General features: G+C 70.5%; 18 protein-coding genes and 1 tRNA gene. 3 read left to right on the top strand and 16 right to left on the bottom strand.

Features of this window, described 5'->3' with window-relative positions:
• Positions 1-261: 261 nt before the first annotated feature.
• Both E6P78_RS29225 and E6P78_RS29220 read right to left on the bottom strand, forming a co-directional pair.
• Positions 262-2,757, bottom strand: coding sequence for an MFS transporter (locus E6P78_RS29225; protein WP_136206649.1), 2,496 nt, complete (start codon positions 2,755-2,757; stop codon positions 262-264).
• A 23-nt stretch (positions 2,758-2,780) separates the two neighbouring features.
• Positions 2,781-3,302: a MarR family transcriptional regulator gene (locus tag E6P78_RS29220; RefSeq protein WP_136206648.1), complete on the bottom strand. Its 522-nt coding sequence runs from the start codon at positions 3,300-3,302 to the stop codon at positions 2,781-2,783.
• A gap of 248 nt (positions 3,303-3,550) precedes the next feature.
• On the opposite strand from E6P78_RS29220, the gene E6P78_RS29215 reads away from it, so the two are divergent.
• The gene (locus E6P78_RS29215) at positions 3,551-3,769 is read left to right on the top strand and encodes a hypothetical protein (protein ID WP_136206647.1); all 219 of its coding nucleotides are present in this window, start codon (positions 3,551-3,553) and stop codon (positions 3,767-3,769) included.
• A 27-nt stretch (positions 3,770-3,796) separates the two neighbouring features.
• Here the strand turns inward: E6P78_RS29215 and E6P78_RS29210 are convergent, their stop codons facing one another.
• The 6 genes from E6P78_RS29210 to E6P78_RS29190 all read right to left on the bottom strand — a co-directional run bounded on the left by E6P78_RS29210 (position 3,797) and on the right by E6P78_RS29190 (position 8,902).
• Positions 3,797-4,636 carry a hypothetical protein gene (locus tag E6P78_RS29210; protein ID WP_136206646.1) on the bottom strand — a complete coding sequence of 280 codons (840 nt, stop codon included), beginning with the start codon at positions 4,634-4,636 and terminating at the stop codon, positions 3,797-3,799.
• 50 nt (positions 4,637-4,686) lie between these two features.
• Positions 4,687-5,553, bottom strand: coding sequence for an RNA polymerase sigma factor SigF (locus E6P78_RS29205; RefSeq protein ID WP_136206645.1), 867 nt, complete (start codon positions 5,551-5,553; stop codon positions 4,687-4,689).
• A gap of 234 nt (positions 5,554-5,787) precedes the next feature.
• Complete coding sequence (locus tag E6P78_RS29200) at positions 5,788-6,612, bottom strand: RNA polymerase sigma factor SigF (RefSeq protein WP_136206652.1); 825 nt, start codon at positions 6,610-6,612, stop codon at positions 5,788-5,790.
• 307 nt (positions 6,613-6,919) lie between these two features.
• Complete coding sequence (locus tag E6P78_RS29195; RefSeq protein WP_136206644.1) at positions 6,920-7,213, bottom strand: Dabb family protein; 294 nt, start codon at positions 7,211-7,213, stop codon at positions 6,920-6,922.
• A 9-nt stretch (positions 7,214-7,222) separates the two neighbouring features.
• Positions 7,223-7,357, bottom strand: coding sequence for a hypothetical protein (locus E6P78_RS33940; RefSeq protein WP_276607236.1), 135 nt, complete (start codon positions 7,355-7,357; stop codon positions 7,223-7,225).
• Positions 7,358-7,786: 429 nt separating this feature from the next.
• Positions 7,787-8,902 (bottom strand): DUF371 domain-containing protein, encoded by a 1,116-nt coding sequence (locus tag E6P78_RS29190; RefSeq protein WP_136206643.1) that lies wholly within the window; start codon positions 8,900-8,902, stop codon positions 7,787-7,789.
• 117 nt (positions 8,903-9,019) lie between these two features.
• Here E6P78_RS29190 and E6P78_RS29185 point away from each other — a divergent pair, with 117 nt between their 5' ends.
• Positions 9,020-9,514: an RNA methyltransferase gene (locus tag E6P78_RS29185; RefSeq protein WP_136206642.1), complete on the top strand. Its 495-nt coding sequence runs from the start codon at positions 9,020-9,022 to the stop codon at positions 9,512-9,514.
• Positions 9,515-9,523: 9 nt separating this feature from the next.
• Here E6P78_RS29185 and E6P78_RS29180 read toward each other — a convergent pair whose 3' ends face one another.
• The 5 genes from E6P78_RS29180 to E6P78_RS29160 form a co-directional block, all read right to left on the bottom strand.
• Complete coding sequence (locus E6P78_RS29180) at positions 9,524-10,213, bottom strand: class I SAM-dependent methyltransferase (RefSeq protein ID WP_136206641.1); 690 nt, start codon at positions 10,211-10,213, stop codon at positions 9,524-9,526.
• Between the two features lie 223 nt (positions 10,214-10,436).
• Positions 10,437-10,524, bottom strand: a tRNA-Ser gene (locus tag E6P78_RS29175).
• A 77-nt stretch (positions 10,525-10,601) separates the two neighbouring features.
• Complete coding sequence (tadA, locus tag E6P78_RS29170) at positions 10,602-11,030, bottom strand: tRNA adenosine(34) deaminase TadA (protein ID WP_240799416.1); 429 nt, start codon at positions 11,028-11,030, stop codon at positions 10,602-10,604.
• Positions 11,031-11,117: 87 nt separating this feature from the next.
• On the bottom strand, positions 11,118-11,675 hold the full coding sequence (locus E6P78_RS29165; RefSeq protein ID WP_136206639.1) for a hypothetical protein: 558 nt from the start codon (positions 11,673-11,675) through the stop codon (positions 11,118-11,120).
• A gap of 192 nt (positions 11,676-11,867) precedes the next feature.
• Positions 11,868-12,077 (bottom strand): hypothetical protein, encoded by a 210-nt coding sequence (locus tag E6P78_RS29160; protein WP_136206638.1) that lies wholly within the window; start codon positions 12,075-12,077, stop codon positions 11,868-11,870.
• 116 nt (positions 12,078-12,193) lie between these two features.
• On the opposite strand from E6P78_RS29160, the gene upp reads away from it, so the two are divergent.
• Entirely contained in the window at positions 12,194-12,829 is a 636-nt protein-coding gene (gene upp / locus E6P78_RS29155; RefSeq protein ID WP_136206637.1) for a uracil phosphoribosyltransferase, read from the top strand.
• Positions 12,830-12,895: 66 nt separating this feature from the next.
• Here the strand turns inward: upp and E6P78_RS29150 are convergent, their stop codons facing one another.
• From E6P78_RS29150 to E6P78_RS29140, 3 genes are all read right to left on the bottom strand, one after another.
• On the bottom strand, positions 12,896-13,489 hold the full coding sequence (locus E6P78_RS29150; RefSeq protein ID WP_136206651.1) for a LytR C-terminal domain-containing protein: 594 nt from the start codon (positions 13,487-13,489) through the stop codon (positions 12,896-12,898).
• A gap of 132 nt (positions 13,490-13,621) precedes the next feature.
• Complete coding sequence (locus E6P78_RS29145) at positions 13,622-13,918, bottom strand: type II toxin-antitoxin system VapB family antitoxin (RefSeq protein ID WP_003955420.1); 297 nt, start codon at positions 13,916-13,918, stop codon at positions 13,622-13,624.
• Between the two features lie 128 nt (positions 13,919-14,046).
• Complete coding sequence (locus tag E6P78_RS29140; RefSeq protein WP_136206636.1) at positions 14,047-14,667, bottom strand: HhH-GPD-type base excision DNA repair protein; 621 nt, start codon at positions 14,665-14,667, stop codon at positions 14,047-14,049.
• Positions 14,668-14,708 lie beyond the last annotated feature (41 nt).

Below are 14,708 nucleotides of genomic sequence, written 5' to 3'. Positions count from 1 at the left end.
TGCTGGACGGCCCAGCCGTCCCGCGTCCGTACCTGTGCGCGAAGTCCCATCCCGTTCTCTCTCTCGTTGCTCAGTGGCCCGCCCGGTCGCCGGGCCCGGCCACTCAATGAGTCGGGCCCCGGGGCGGGGACGGCAGGCCGTCCCCTGCCTGCCGTCCCCGCCGCCGGGGCCCATTTCCACTGGCCGGTGCGGCGCCTCCGCTCGAAGTGCCGACCCGCCAGGGGTCTTGTGGGTCCGGGGGTGTGCCCCGGACCGCTCGGGTTACTCGCCCGGGTGGGCGAGCTCGATGTCGTGGCCGTCGATCCCGTGACCGGCCACGGTCAGGGCGCCGGCCACCGGCGGGTAGCCGGTCGCGACGACCGAGTACTCGCCCGCGTCCAGGTCGGCGAAGGCGTACGCCCCGTCCTCCCCGGTGGTCGAGGTGGCGATCACGTTGCCGGCCGCGTCGACCAGCGTGACCCGGGCGTCCGGCAGCGGCCGCCGGCTCGCACCGGCGCGGACGATGCCCTGGACCAGCGCACCGGCCTGGAGCGCGGCCTCGACCCGGGTGACCCCCTGGCCACCGACCTCCACCGGCATGGCCAGCGGGCGGAAGCCGGGCGCGTTGACCGCGACGGTCACCGCGCCGGGGACCAGCTCACCGAAGGCGAAGTCGCCCGTCTCACCGGACTTGCCGGTGGCCAGCACGTCGCCGCGCACATCGGTCACGATGACCATGGCGTCCGCGACCGCCGAGCCGCTTTCGGCGGCCCGCACGGTACCGGCGAGGCCGCTCGTACCGGAGAGCAGGATGTCGTACGCCAGCGGCTCGTCGCCGACGACCACGGTGGACGCCTGCGGCTGGAAGCCGTCGGCGGACGCGATCAGCACGTACGAACCGGCGCCCGGGGCGTCCAGGGTGTAACGGCCGTCGCCCTGTGCGGCGGCGATGCCCAGCTGGCGGCCGCCGAGCGAGATCAGCGTGACGGCGGCCCGGTCGAGGGGAGCGCCCTCGGCGCCGCGCACCACACCGTGGACGGCGGTGCCCTTGGCGAAGTCCACCGCGGCGTCCGCGGGGGCTTCCGCCACGGCCACGGCGGTGTCGACCGCGGTGACTCCGGCGGCTCCCTCGGCGACGGCCTCGGCCGTACCGGCGGGGACCTCGGCGGGCGTCTCGGCCTGTGCCTGGGCGTCGTTGCCGGCCTTCGTCCTGAGCGCGACCTCCTTGATGAAGATCGTGATCACGAAGGCGACGAGCGCGGCCGGAGCGGCGTACAGGAAGACGTCACCGACACCGTGCCCGTAGGCGGCCTCCACGACCGTGCGGAAGGCCGGGGGCAGCTTGTCCAGGTCGGGGATGCCCCCGCCGCCGGTGCCACCGTGGCCCAGGGCCGCGCCCTCGGGACCGAGGTCCGCCAAGCCGGTCTTGACGTAGTGGGTGACGCGGTTCGCCATGACGGCGCCCAGGGCCGAGACACCGATCGCACCACCGAGGGAACGGAAGAAGGTGACGACGGAGCTGGCCGAACCGAGGTCGGACGGGTCCACCTGGTTCTGCGTGGCGAGCACCAGGTTCTGCATCATCATGCCGATGCCGAGACCCATGACGAACATGTAGACGCCGATGTGCCAGTACGTCGTGTCGTACCGGATCGTGCCGAGCATGCCCAGACCGGCGGTGACCAGGAAGCCACCGCTGACCAGCCAGGCCTTCCAGCGGCCGGTCTTCGTGATGATCTGGCCGGAGAGGGTCGAGGAGATGAACAGACCACTGATCATCGGGATCGTCATCACACCGGACATCGTCGGCGACTTGCCGCGCGCCAGCTGGAAGTACTGGCTGAAGAAGACGGTGCCGGCGAACATCGCGATACCGACGAACAGCGAGGCGAGCGACGCGAGCGTGATGGTCCGGTTGCGGAAGAGACGCAGCGGGATGATCGGCTCGCTGGCCCGGGACTCGGTGAAGACGAACAGCAGCGCGAGGGCCACGGAGCCCGCGAGCATCAGGCCGGTCTGCCAGGACATCCAGTTGTACTTGTCGCCCGCGAAGGTCACCCACAGGAGCAGCAGCGAGACGGCGGCGCTGATGAAGAAGGCGCCGGTCCAGTCGACCTTGACCTCACGCTTGACGACGGGGAGCTTCAGGGTCTTCTGGAGCACGATGAGGGCGATGACCGCGAACGGCACACCCACGTAGAAGCACCAGCGCCAGCCCATCCAGCTGGTGTCGGTGATGACACCGCCGAGCAGCGGGCCGCCGACGGTGGCGACGGCGAAGACCGCGCCGAGGTAACCGCTGTAACGGCCGCGCTCGCGCGGGGCGATCATCGCGGCCATCACGATCTGGGCGAGGGCGGAGAGACCGCCGACGCCGATGCCCTGCACCACACGGCAGGTGATCAGCATGCCGCTGCTGGTCGACAGACCGGCGATGACCGAACCGCCCACGTAGATGATCAGGGCTATCTGGACCAGCAGCTTCTTGCTGAACAGGTCGGCGAGCTTGCCCCACAGGGGCGTGGTCGCCGTCATCGCCAGCAGCGAGGCCGTGACGACCCAGGTGTAGGCGCTCTGGCCGCCGCCGAGGTCGGAGATGATCTCCGGCAGGGCGTTGGAGACGACGGTGGACGACAGGATCGCGACGAACATGCCGAGCAGCAGCCCGGTCAGTGCTTCCATGATCTGCCGGTGTGTCATCGGCGTGCCGTCGGAGGCGTCATGCCCTCCGTGCTTGGCGTGGCCGCCCCGCACACCGCTCGGTGTGGTCGTAGCCATTTAAGTCCTTGTCCTTGCTTCTGTTACACGGGTGTACGGGTGTACGTGCCGTCGTGGCTGTCGGCCTGCCGGGGGCGGCAGTCGCCGCTGTGCTTCCCCGGGGCGCATCCTCCGGTGCCGCGACAGGAGAAGCTGTCGCGCAGCCGGGCCAGCAACGTGTTGAGCTGTCCGACCTCTTCGTCGGACCAATCCTGAAGATGACCGGCGAACATCTCGGTCGTCCGGCTGGAGAGGTCGTCGAGGACCCCTTCCCCCGCGGGGGTCAGCCGCAGAATGCGGGACCGCTTGTCCGCCGGGTCGGGGAATCGATCGATCCAGCCCCGTTCCGCCACGTGGGCGACGTGTCGGCTGGTCACCGACATGTCGACCGCGAGGAGCTCGGCCAGCCGGCTGATCCGCATCTCACCGTGCCGGCTCAGCAGAGTCAGCACGGCGGCGGACCCGCCAGGGCATTCGGCGGGCAGGATACGGGCGAGACCTCTCTTGACGGCTCCGATGGCGCTCAGCTGCCGGGCCAGTTCTTCGTACTGACTCCGTGCGGCCACGGAACCCCCAGACATCTCACCGGTCATCTTGTTGCTTAGGGCAACCATAGAAGCCGTTGGTTGCTGCAGGCAAACGAAAAGGGGCTTGCTGGGGTAAAGGAACGCAAAAGGCTGTGTAGGGCACTGGTCAAACCCGCAGGGTCTGCGGTAGAGGAGCGTCGAGTGTGTCGTGCGCCACAGGGGTGGTGGATCGGGAGGCGGAGCCCGGGGGTTGGGCCGTTCGGCCGAGTTCGCTAGTGTCCTGCGATATGGCACACAATCCCCACGCACCGCAGGGTCCCGAGGGCTCCCACGACCCGGCCGGCAGCACCCAGATGTTCCGCGCCTTCGTCGACGAGGGCGAGCCGCAGCGCCGGCAGCAGCCCGCCGCCGTCTCCTCCTCCTCCGGACCGAGGACCGGTCTGATCGTCGGGATCGTCGCGGTGGTCATCGTGCTCGGCGCGGTCGCCTGGCTCGCACTCGGCTGACCGGTAACCCCAGCTTCACGTCCCTCGTCACTTCCAGGCGGCGGTGACGCCCCGGGTCTCGACGTGCATGCCCAGGGGCACCCGCCAGGCGTCCACACAGACGGTGTACGTCTTCTTCCGCGCCGCTCCCGCGTCGATCGGCGCGGGCAGCGGCGCTGTCGATTCCAGGGTCGCCCAGTCGACCCCCAGCCCGCCGATGACATGCGTGGCGAAGGTGACGGTCCCCGACCGCACGGGCGCCCCTCCGGTATTACGGAACTCCACGGTCACCTTCTCGCACCAACGATCATCCGCCGCCGCCCGCACGGGCGCGCCGACGTGCAGGACTGCGGGGCCGGTGGGGTCGGCGGGGGTGGTGGGGCTGGACGGGGGCGCGGGGCTTGTGGGGCTGCCGGGGTTCTTGGTGCTGGGGGTACCTGGGGGGCCGTGCGCGGGCGCTGTGGTTCCCGTGGCCGGTGAGCCAGGCGTGCCGGGCGTGCCGGGTGCCCTGGGGGAGCCGGGTGAGCCGGTCGCGCGGCCGGAGGCGCGGTCGGAGGCAGGTCCCGAGACAGACCCCGGGCCACCGGGCCGCGTCGGGTCCGTACCCCCGCCCTCGGCCGCGCCCGGCGACGGGCTCGCGTCGCCGCCGCCCTTCGTGCCGCTGCGGGCCCCGTCCAGCGGGATCAGCGTGACGTCGTCGGAGGGGGCCACGGCCCCCGAGGGGGCCTTCCCCGGCCCCGTGGCGGCCGCGCCGAGGGCCGTGTAGCCGTCGTTGTCGCCGCCCGTCCCGCCGCAGCCCGCCAGCGCGCCGCCCAGGAACAGCACGGCCGCCGAGGCGGCGAGCACGGTGCCTCGGCGGCCGGCGGGGACGCGTGTCTGACGTCGCATCGCGCCAGTGTGCCTGACGCCCCGTCAGTTATGAACCCCCGCAGTCCGGTTCAGTCGGCGATGAGGCCTTCCCTGAGCTGGGCGAGGGTGCGGGTCAGCAGACGGGAGACGTGCATCTGCGAGATGCCGACCTCCTCGCCGATCTGCGACTGGGTCATGTTGGCGAAGAACCGCAGCATGATGATCTGCCGTTCGCGCGGCGGGAGTTTGGCCAGCAGCGGCTTGAGCGATTCGCGGTACTCGACGCCTTCCAGCGCCGCGTCCTCGTACCCCAGCCGGTCGGCCAGCGAGCCTTCGCCGCCGTCGTCCTCGGGGGAGGGCGAGTCGAGCGAGGAGGCGGTGTAGGCGTTGCCCACGGCCAGGCCGTCGACGACGTCCTCCTCCGAGACGCCGAGCGCCTTGGCCAGCTCCGGAACGGTCGGGGAGCGGTCGAGCTTCTGGGCGAGCTCGTCGCTGGCCCGCGTCAGGGCGAGCCGCAGCTCCTGGAGCCGGCGCGGCACCCGCACCGACCACGAGGTGTCGCGGAAGAACCGCTTGATCTCGCCGACCACGGTCGGCATGGCGAACGTCGGGAATTCCACGCCGCGTTCGCAGTCGAAGCGGTCGATCGCCTTGATCAGGCCGATCGTGCCGACCTGGACGATGTCCTCCATCGGTTCGTTGCGGCTCCGGAACCTCGCCGCGGCGTAACGCACCAGCGGCAGGTTGAGCTCGATGAGTGTGTCCCGCACATAGGCGCGCTCCGGACTGTCGGTTCCTCCCGGGCCCGGGACGGGGCCCAGTGCGGCGAGCCGCAGGAACAGGGAGCGGGACAGTGTGCGGGTGTCGATGGCTTCCGGCGAGCTGGTGAGCGCAACGGGTGCGGGAGCGCTCTTGGTGAGCGTGAGCACCTTCGAGCTGCCCTGTTCTTCGGACATGCCACCCCCTTGAGGTCGCGGACGGTCGCGGTGGCCACGACCATCGGAGGAACGCAGCCTCCACCTGAATACCGGAGGCGGGACTGCGGCAAACTCACTTCCCGCAGAATGTCACATGTCGGCAACACGCTGTAGTGACTTGTCGACAAGTCCAGGGGGAGTCTGTGCAGTTAACAAGGGGTGTGCGGCATTTGGCCGACGGGAATCGCCCCGAGGACGGTCTACCCGTTCGAGCTACGCCTCGATCCTGTTTGCGGATCGAAGTCGGGCGAAACTTCGGGCCAGGAGCCTTGACACGTGCATCTGGGAGACACCCAGTTCGGCACTGATCTGGGACTGCGTCAGGTTGCTGTAGTACCGCAGCAGCAGGATGCGCTGTTCGCGCTCGGGCAGTTGTACGAGCAGGTGCCGGACGAGGTCCCGGTGCTCGACTCCTGCCAGGGCAGGGTCCTCGTAGCCGAGCCGGTCGAGGAGCCCGGGCAGCCCGTCGCCCTCCTGGGCGGCCTCCAGCGAGGTGGCGTGGTACGAGCGGCCGGCCTCGATGCAGGCCAGCACCTCCTCCTCGGAGATCTTCAGCCGCTCGGCGATCTCCGCGGTGGTGGGGGAGCGGCCGTGGGCGGTCGTCAGGTCCTCGGTGGCGCCGGTGACCTGCACCCAGAGCTCGTGCAGCCGGCGGGGCACGTGGACGGTGCGCACGTTGTCCCGGAAGTAGCGCTTGATCTCGCCGACCACGGTGGGCATGGCGAACGTCGGGAACTGGACGCCGCGTTCGGGGTCGAAGCGGTCGATCGCGTTGATCAGGCCGATGGTGCCGACCTGGACGACGTCCTCCATCGGCTCGTTACGGCTGCGGAAGCGCGCGGCGGCGTACCGCACGAGGGGGAGGTTCGCCTCGATCAGCGCGGTCCGCACCCGGTCGTGCTCCGGGGTGCCCGGTTCGAGGCCCTTGAGCTGCCCGAAGAGCACCTGGGTGAGCGCCCGGGTGTCCGCGCCCCGCGACCTGGCGGGCGCGACCGTCTCGTCCGGGGTCTCGGTCTCGATCTCGATCGTCTGCACCACGCCCGGTGCCTGGGCGGACCCGGCCGGTGGTACGGCCGGTGCCGCCTGATGGGTCTGCGCCGTTTGATGGATCTGGGGAGGCACTTGAGGCGCTGTACTGGCCGGCACGATGACGCCACCCCTTCGCGGTCAACTTCAGTCAATTCGTCCGTCAAAAGCGGTCATAGCATCACAAGACATGACCACTATGTGCAAGCACCCCATAGCGCCGTGTTGACCGAGCCTTGGTTTAAAACGCCTCGCCATGGCCTCATCACAAAGAAAAGCCCCTCACCGGCGCGGTGAGGGGCTCGCAGGGCCGAAGCCGTCAGAACGGGTAGTCGGCGATCACCCAGGTGGCGAACTCGCGCCACCGGCCGGCGGCCGCCTGATGGTCCGGATGCTCGATGTAGCGCTTCAGCGCGGCCTCGTCGGCGACGGCGGAGTTGATGGCGAAGTCGTAGGCGATCGGCCGGTCCGTGATGTTCCAGGCGCACTCCCAGAACTCCAGCTCGGGGACCTTGCCCGCCAGCTCCCGGAACGCCTCGGCGCCCGCGACGACCCGGGGATCGTCCCGCTCGACGCCGTCGTTCAGCTTGAACAGGACCAGATGGCGGATCACGCGGTACTCCTAATTGACCAGCTCGGACATGAAGTCGCCGACGCCCTGAGCGGCGTTCGAAATGCCTTCGAACCCTACTTGCACCAGATCCGCGGCGCGGGCGGGGGACGTGATGATCGTGTAGAGCACGAAGACGACGATCACGTAGAGGGCTATCTTCCTCGCTTGAACCATCAGCCCCTGACTCCCCTTCGCTCCCCTGTGCGGTCGGGCGAGTCTATCCGTACGCATGCCCGTATCCGCTGGGTGTTTGCGATCGCTTGCCTAGGTTCGGGGATGGGGACGGCATCCACCTAGAGGACCAACGACCCGCCGATCGGGGCCCTTGGTCCGTCCACGCGGCCCCCGTGACGCGGCAGGATGGATAACGAGCCCTGCGGAGCCGACAGGCTTCCGGGGCCGGGGAACAGGGGCCCTTCCGTGGGACCCGTGCCGTGGCCTCCCCCGACCGCGGCAAGGAGCGGCAGGCCCCGCTCCCGGGGGAAGCGGCTTTGTCCCCCCGAGGCCGCTTCCCCCTTCACCCCACTTCTCGGGCCGTTACTTCGCCGGGCCGTCGCCTACTTCTGGGGGCTGTTACTTCTTGGGGCCGTCGCCCAGCGCGTCGTAGAGGTCCCGGCGGCTGATCCCGAACGGACGGAGCACCGTGCTCAATGTCCGAGCCGTCACGCCCTGTTCGACCAGGAGCGGAATCAGGGGCCGGAGGTCCACGTTCCAGGCGGCGCGCTCCTGGGGCGCCAGGACGAACACGCTCTCGTCGTCGCCCTCGAAGGTCTCGACCGCCTCGGGGAGCGGCATCCAGGACGCCCCGTGCCCGAGGTCCGGGCGCCCGTCCGGAACGGCGATCCGGCGCTCACCGAAGGAGCCGGCCAGCACCTCGCCGAGCACGCCCAGGTCGGCGCCCGGCGCCCGGAACACCACGGGGACCGACGCCGAACGCAGCAGGTCCGCGCAGGGCGAACCGGCGAGCGCCCGCCGGTCGACCCGGCCGAGCTGGATCACCGGCGCGACCGGCAGCCCCGCCGCCAGCAGTGCGGGTACGGCCCCGGTCGCGTCGCCCAGGACCTCGAACCGGGCCCCGAGCCCGGCCGCCTCGGCCAGCCACGCACCGGCCGCCTGCGAGACGCCCTCCAGCGAGCCGGAGGCCACCGCCGCGACCACCCCGCCCTCGGCCAGGGCCGTACGCGCGTCGTCCGGGACGCGCGAGGCGTCCAAGTCCACCGAGGCGTCCGCCGCACGCCACAGCAGCCCCGGCCGCCCCTGCGGTTCCGGCTGGTCCCGGCGGTTCACGAGCACGAGCGGCTGACGCGGCCCCGCCTCGGTGAGCGTCAGGGTCACCTCGTTCGCCGGGTCGGCCAGCGCGGCGACGAACTCCGGGTCGAGCGCGCTCGCCACCAGCGTGCTGCGGACCGCGAAGGTGTCCGGCGAGGCGTGGTCGCTGCGGCGGAGGACCAGCCGGTCGGTCACCGCGTGGAGCGGATTGACCACGGCGGTGCCGGTCGCCACGTGCGGCCCGGCCGACAGCCGGACGGCGACCGGTCCGCGCAGCAGCGCCAGCTCCTGGCCGTCGAAGGCGGCGCCGACACCGATGACACAGGTCGCCCGGGGCGTGATGTCCTGATCGCCGGTGATCTCCAGGGTCTTGGCGTGGGTCGCGCGTACGTTCTCGTGGCCCCTGGCGTGGATCTTCATGGCCTACTCACGGCTAGGTATGCTGTCCCGTTCTTCCGATAAGTCATGGTAACCTGCGCGCCCGCTCGCGGAGTTAGCGGAGTTAACCGTATGCGGCGCCCACGTAGACTCATCGGCATGTTCGAACATCTCCGCCACAAGCCGGGCTCTTCTTTGCTCCGTAAGCGCGAGCTCGTGATCGCGTGCTCGGCGTTCCGCAGCCGCGTCAATCTGTCGAGCGTGGTGCGCACGGCCGGGTGCTGCGGAGTGGAGAAGATCATCGCGTGCGGCAACGCGAAACTCGACCCGAAGATCGCCCGGGACGGCGCCGAGCACGTCGAGATCGAAATGCGCAGGAGCCTTCCTCCGGTGCTGAAGAAGATGCGCGAGGACGGCTACACGATCATCGCGCTCGAACAGGCCACCAATTCGAAGAGCCTGCACGAGATCAGCTTCCCCCGTAAGTCGGTCATCGTGCTCGGGAACGAGCGCACCGGCCTCAAGGAAGACGAACTCGCGTGCGTGGACGAGTGCGTGGAAATCCCGGTCTGGGGCTTCCCGCACAGCTACAACGTCGCCACGGCCGGCGCCATGGCCATGTACGAGTACTGCCGCCAGTTCCCGACGGGCTGACCGGCCGGCTCACTGCTCCTGTTCGGCCGCCCCAGCCTCTTCCCCCGGTCCGGCGGCGACGGCCGTCAGGGTGGCGATGACCTCGGTGCTGGCCGAGTCCAGCCTGCGGGCCCACGACGACGAGACGGCCGCGGCCTCCTCGGCCTTGGTGAGCTGGAAACCGGTGACTTCCCACCCGCAGGCGAGGGCCTTTCCGGCAAGCTCCTCGTCGACGTACGGGTGGGTCAGCTCCGGAAGGCCCTGGATGTCACGGGGCACCGGTTCGCGCCAGATGCTGGTGCCGACCGTCGCGGTGAGCGGCGCATTCGGCTTGGCCACGGACCGCAGCCCGCGCCAGATGTCCTCGTCCCCCCGCACGAGACCGTGCAGCAATTTGCCCCAGGGCATCAGGACCAGCAATTCATCTGCGGCCCCCAGCAGCTCGGGCGGGGCGTTCTCGATCGAGGCATTCACCAGCAGCAGATTCGGTACGCCGCCCTTGGCGGGCTTCCGCCGGCTGCGAATACTCGTCTGCGTCATCCGCTGCCAGGCCGGGTCCACACCCACGACCAGCCAGGACGGATTCTCCTTGGCGATGCGATAGGACGCCCTGGCGTCACCCGTCCCGACGTCCACGACGACCCGGGAGCTTTCCTCGACCAGCTGCTGGAATTCCCCCTCGGGGGCCTTTTCCAGCTTCTTGCCCCGCACGATCTGCATAACGGCCAGTGCTTTCTTTCGATGGCTCCGCAAGCGTTAATCCGCGCCGAGCCGTCTGTCTCGTACGGACCTGGCGGCGGTGGCCGGCCCGTGTGCCGCCCCCGGGCATGGTCCCCCATCCCCGGTCCCCTTGACCAACCGGCTCCGGGCGCCCGGTACCCGCCGGCCGGGCACACGCAAAACCGCCCCCGACCCGTTCGCACGGTTCGGAGGCGGTTGACGCTGGCGGTAGCGGTGGGATTTGAACCCACGGTGAGTTTCCCCACACTCGCTTTCGAGGCGAGCTCCTTCGGCCGCTCGGACACGCTACCGAGAGAGAGCTTAGACCATGTCGGCCGTCCGCCGAAATCCGATACCGGACAGCGCCTCGCGGACAGGCCGTGCCAGGTCAGCGGTGGCGGAAGAAGGCCGTCAGCCGGGCCGCGCAGTCGGCCTCCAGGACGCCGGGGATCACCTCGGGCCGGTGGTTGAGGCGCCGGTCGCGCACGAGGTCCCAGAGCGAACCGGCCGCGCCCGCCTTCTCGTCCCGGGCCCCGTAGACGACCCGGCCCACCCGGGCCTGCACCAGGGCGCCCGCACACATCGTGCAGGGCTCCAGGGTGACGACCAGGGTGCAGCCGGACAGCCGCCACTCACCGAGCGCGGCGGCGGCCCGGCGCAGCGCCAGGACCTCGGCGTGCGCGGTCGGGTCGCCGGTCGCCTCGCGTTCGTTGTGGCCCGTGGCGAGCGGCGCCCCGTCCGGGCCGAGGACGACGGCGCCGACCGGTACGTCACCGGTCGCCGCCGCACGGTCCGCCTCGGCCAGGGCGCGGCGCATGGCCGCCCGCCACGGGTCCCGCACGGGATCGGGCGGGTCGTTCGGGCTCGGGTCGCGCGGGTGGGGTGCTTCGGTCACCCGCGGACCCTAACGGACGGTCTCCAGGACCTCGGCCGCGCCCAGCGCGTCCGCGATCTCCGCCAGGGCGTCCGTCCGCAGCATCAGCAGTTCGGCCTCGGGGAGCCCGAGGTCGGACAGCACCCCGGTGTCACCGAGCGGACCGGCCGGGACGACACCGGCGCCCGGCCCGTCCTCGTCGTCGCTGTTGTCGTTGTCGTTGTCGGCAGTGTTCGGCTCGCCGTCCTCAGTACCGTCGAGGCCGACGAGCTCCTCGAGGGCGGCGATCGTGTCCTCGGCCCCTGGTTCGCGGCCGAGCAGCTCATCGGTGAGCAGAATCTCCCCGTACGAGGAGCGGGCGGCGGCGGAGGCGTCCGAGATGTAGATCCGGGGGTCCTCCTCACCGTCCACCCGGAGGACGCCGAACCAGGCGTCCTCCTGCTCGATGAATACGAGCACCGTGTCCTCGTCAACCGAGGCTTCACGGGCCAGATCCGTCAGGTCGGACAGGGTCTCCACATCATCGAGCTCCGTGTCGCTCGCTTCCCACCCGTCTTCGGTGCGCGCGAGCAGTGCGGCGAAGTACACCGTGACTCTCCCACTGGTCTCGGGGCCAAGGGCCGGTCCGGCGGGAAGGCAGTCGGTGGTCCGGCTGCCCCTGCGTCCCGCCCATTCGGAATCGTGGCAGAAACCAGGGCTTCGCGAGAGTAGTTCGGCCGTTGAGTCGGCCACCAGTTCTCCCGGCCGCCGTCACCAGGGGGTTTTCCGCAGGCCGGAGGGCTACCAGCGGAATGTGCGCATCCGCATCGCCTGGCGCATTCGGGCGGCCTTGACGCGGCGCGGCTGGACCCGGTCGCGCAGCGCCTTCGCCTCGTGGAGCTCGCGGAGGAACTGGGCGCGGCGCCGCCGACGCTGCGCTTCGGTCTCCGGTGCGTCCGGCGCGTCCGGCGTGTCCCGGGGGTCCTCCGCGCTCCCTGCCCCGTCGGCCATCGGCTCGTCACCCCCAAGGCTGGCTCCGTCGCTGGGTCCGTATGCCACCACCTTCCCCCCGAACGTGTGGATGATGCCAGCGCACGCGTACGGGAGGCGCGGCTACTGTGGGAGTCATGCGGATCCACGTCGTCGACCACCCGCTGGTCGCGCACAAACTCACCACCCTGCGCGACAAGCGCACCGACTCCCCGACCTTCCGGCGCCTCGCCGACGAGCTGGTGACCCTGCTCGCGTACGAGGCGACCCGCGATGTGCGCACCGAACAGGTCGACATCGAGACCCCGGTGACACCCACCACCGGCGTGAAGCTGTCGCACCCCCGCCCCCTGGTCGTGCCGATCCTGCGGGCCGGCCTCGGCATGCTGGACGGCATGGTCCGGCTGCTGCCGACCGCCGAGGTGGGCTTCCTGGGCATGATCCGCGACGAGGAGACGCTTCAGGCGTCCACGTACGCGAGCCGGATGCCGGACGACCTCTCCGGCCGCCAGGTGTACGTTCTGGACCCGATGCTGGCCACCGGCGGCACGCTCGTCGCGGCCATTCAGGAGCTGATCAAGCGCGGCGCGGACGATGTCACCGCGGTCGTGCTCCTCGCGGCCCCCGAGGGCGTCGAGGTCATGGAGCGCGAGCTCGCCGGCACCCCGGTGACCGTGGTCACCGCCTCGGTCGACGAGCGGCTCAACGAGAACGGCTACATCGTGCCGGGCCTCGGCGACGCGGGTGACCGCATGTACGGCACCGCCGACTAGCTCCCACCCGATCCACCCGATCCACCCGATCCACCCGATTCACCCGGGCCGCGCCCGGCGGCGTCCTCAGCAGGGGGACGGCGCCGGGGCCGGCTTGGTCAGGGCGGTCAGCGCGGCGGCGGCCGCCTGCGGCTTGCTGAACTCCTTGAACTTCGTACCGATGATCAGATCGACCTCCCCGTTCTTGCGGGCGTCGGTCTTCGTCGCGGCCCCCGGCAGCTGGGTTCCGAGCACCGGGAACGAGCCGTCGACGGCGGCCGGGGCACCCAGCAGCAGCCCCGTCCCCGGAACCTTCTTGTCGTACGCGTCGGTGGCGTTGCCCACCTCGCCGATCTTGAAACCGCGCTTCTTCAGCTCATCGGCGGCCGTCTTGGCGAGACCGCTGCGCGAGGTCGCGTTGTAGACGTTGACCGTGATCTTCGCGGGCTGCGGCAGCACCTTGGCGGGCGCCGACGGCTTCGGGGACGGGCACTGCGTGCGATCGGCGGCGCTGGCCGTCTTGTCCCCGCCCGTGAAGACATCGATGAGCTGCAGCGTGCCCCATCCGGCCAGCCCGAGGGCGACCACGGAGGCGATGGCCGCGAGGACCAGTTTGCTGCGGTGGCGGGGGCGTCGCATGCGGGGGTACTTGTCACCCGTGATGCGGTATTTTCCGCCCATGCCTGGGGGAGTGAGCATGCTCATGGGCGAAGCGTAGTGCGACCCGGTGATGATGCCTACTAAATGATCAATCGACCGCACCCGTCCGGGTGGGAAAACACCCGAACGATCCCCGTGCGCACCCCGCCCGCCCTAACCGAGTTCGAGCACGCGGGCGTGCAGTACCTGGCGCTGCTGGAGCGCGGCACGGACCGCGCGGTGCAGCCCGTCCTCCAGGTAGAGGTCGCCCTGCCACTTCACGACGTGCGCGAACAGGTCGCCGTAGAACGTGGAGTCCTCGGCGAGGAGGGTTTCGAGGTCGAGCTGGCCCTTGGTGGTCACGAGCTGGTCCAGGCGGACCGGGCGCGGCGCGACGTCCGCCCACTGCCGGGTGCTTTCCCGGCCGTGGTCGGGATAAGGCCGCCCATTTCCGATGCGCTTGAAGATCACACGGAAAGCCTACCGGTCAAGGGCCACCGCCCGCAGCCATGGGCGCCACCGCGCTGCGGGCCACGACGCCATACAAGAACGGCATATAGGACCGCATTCCGGAATTGGGGGCGCGGGTGCGCCGCCGCTCACCGGCTCTTCGCCGCCGCCTTCGCGGCCTTGGCGGCCTGTTTGGCCTCCTGCTTGTACGCGCGGACCTCGGCGAGCGAATCCGGCCCGGTGATGTCGGCGACGGACCGGTGGGAGCCGTCCTCCCCGTACGGCCCGGCCGCCTCGCGCCAGCCCGGCGGCCGGACACCGAACTGCTTGCCCAGCAGCGCGAGGAAGATCTGCGCCTTCTGCGTACCGAACCCGGGCAGCGCGTTGAGGCGCCTGCGCAGCTCCGCCCCGGTGGCGACATCGCGCCAGACCGCCGCCGCGTCACCGTCGTACTGCGCCACCAGGAACTGGCACAGCTGCTGCACCCGCTTGGCCATCGCGCCCGGATAGCGGTGCAGCGCGGGTTTGGCGTTGAACAGCTCGGTGAACGCCTCCGGGGCGTACGTGGCGATCTCGTGCGCGTCCAGATCGTCCTTGCCCATGCGCTGCGCGAGCGCGTACGGCCCGGCGAAGGCCCACTCCATCGGCACTTGCTGATCCAGCAGCATGCCCACCAGGGCGGCGAGCGGACTGCGTGCGAGAAGTTCGTCCGCCGCCGGCTCCTGGGCGATCCGGAGGGTGATGTCTCGGCCTGCGTCGCTGTTGGTCATGGGCCGAATCATGGCGAGCGCGGAAGGCGACGGCCAGCACA

It is taken from the genome of Streptomyces sp. A0958 (assembly GCF_004795035.1).
Classification (GTDB): Bacteria; Actinomycetota; Actinomycetes; order Streptomycetales; family Streptomycetaceae; genus Streptomyces.
Note: the sequence above shows the minus strand (reverse complement) of the source record. Positions and strands in the feature narration are given on the sequence as shown.

Bases quoted from the DNA above. Each gene is read 5' to 3' on its own strand.
- tadA (WP_240799416.1), bottom strand. From the start codon at position 11,030: ATGCGCCGCGCCCTGGCCGAGGCGGACCGTGCGGCGGCGACCGGTGAC.
- E6P78_RS29185 (WP_136206642.1), top strand. From the start codon at position 9,020: ATGTTCGAACATCTCCGCCACAAGCCGGGCTCTTCTTTGCTCCGTAAG.
- E6P78_RS29150 (WP_136206651.1), bottom strand. From the start codon at position 13,489: ATGGGCGGAAAATACCGCATCACGGGTGACAAGTACCCCCGCATGCGA.
- upp (WP_136206637.1), top strand. From the start codon at position 12,194: ATGCGGATCCACGTCGTCGACCACCCGCTGGTCGCGCACAAACTCACC.
- E6P78_RS29210 (WP_136206646.1), bottom strand. From the start codon at position 4,636: ATGCGACGTCAGACACGCGTCCCCGCCGGCCGCCGAGGCACCGTGCTC.
- E6P78_RS29180 (WP_136206641.1), bottom strand. From the start codon at position 10,213: ATGCAGATCGTGCGGGGCAAGAAGCTGGAAAAGGCCCCCGAGGGGGAA.
- E6P78_RS29215 (WP_136206647.1), top strand. From the start codon at position 3,551: ATGGCACACAATCCCCACGCACCGCAGGGTCCCGAGGGCTCCCACGAC.
- E6P78_RS29190 (WP_136206643.1), bottom strand. From the start codon at position 8,902: ATGAAGATCCACGCCAGGGGCCACGAGAACGTACGCGCGACCCACGCC.
- E6P78_RS29160 (WP_136206638.1), bottom strand. From the start codon at position 12,077: ATGGCCGACGGGGCAGGGAGCGCGGAGGACCCCCGGGACACGCCGGAC.
- E6P78_RS29140 (WP_136206636.1), bottom strand. From the start codon at position 14,667: ATGACCAACAGCGACGCAGGCCGAGACATCACCCTCCGGATCGCCCAG.
- E6P78_RS29205 (WP_136206645.1), bottom strand. From the start codon at position 5,553: ATGTCCGAAGAACAGGGCAGCTCGAAGGTGCTCACGCTCACCAAGAGC.
- E6P78_RS29225 (WP_136206649.1), bottom strand. From the start codon at position 2,757: ATGGCTACGACCACACCGAGCGGTGTGCGGGGCGGCCACGCCAAGCAC.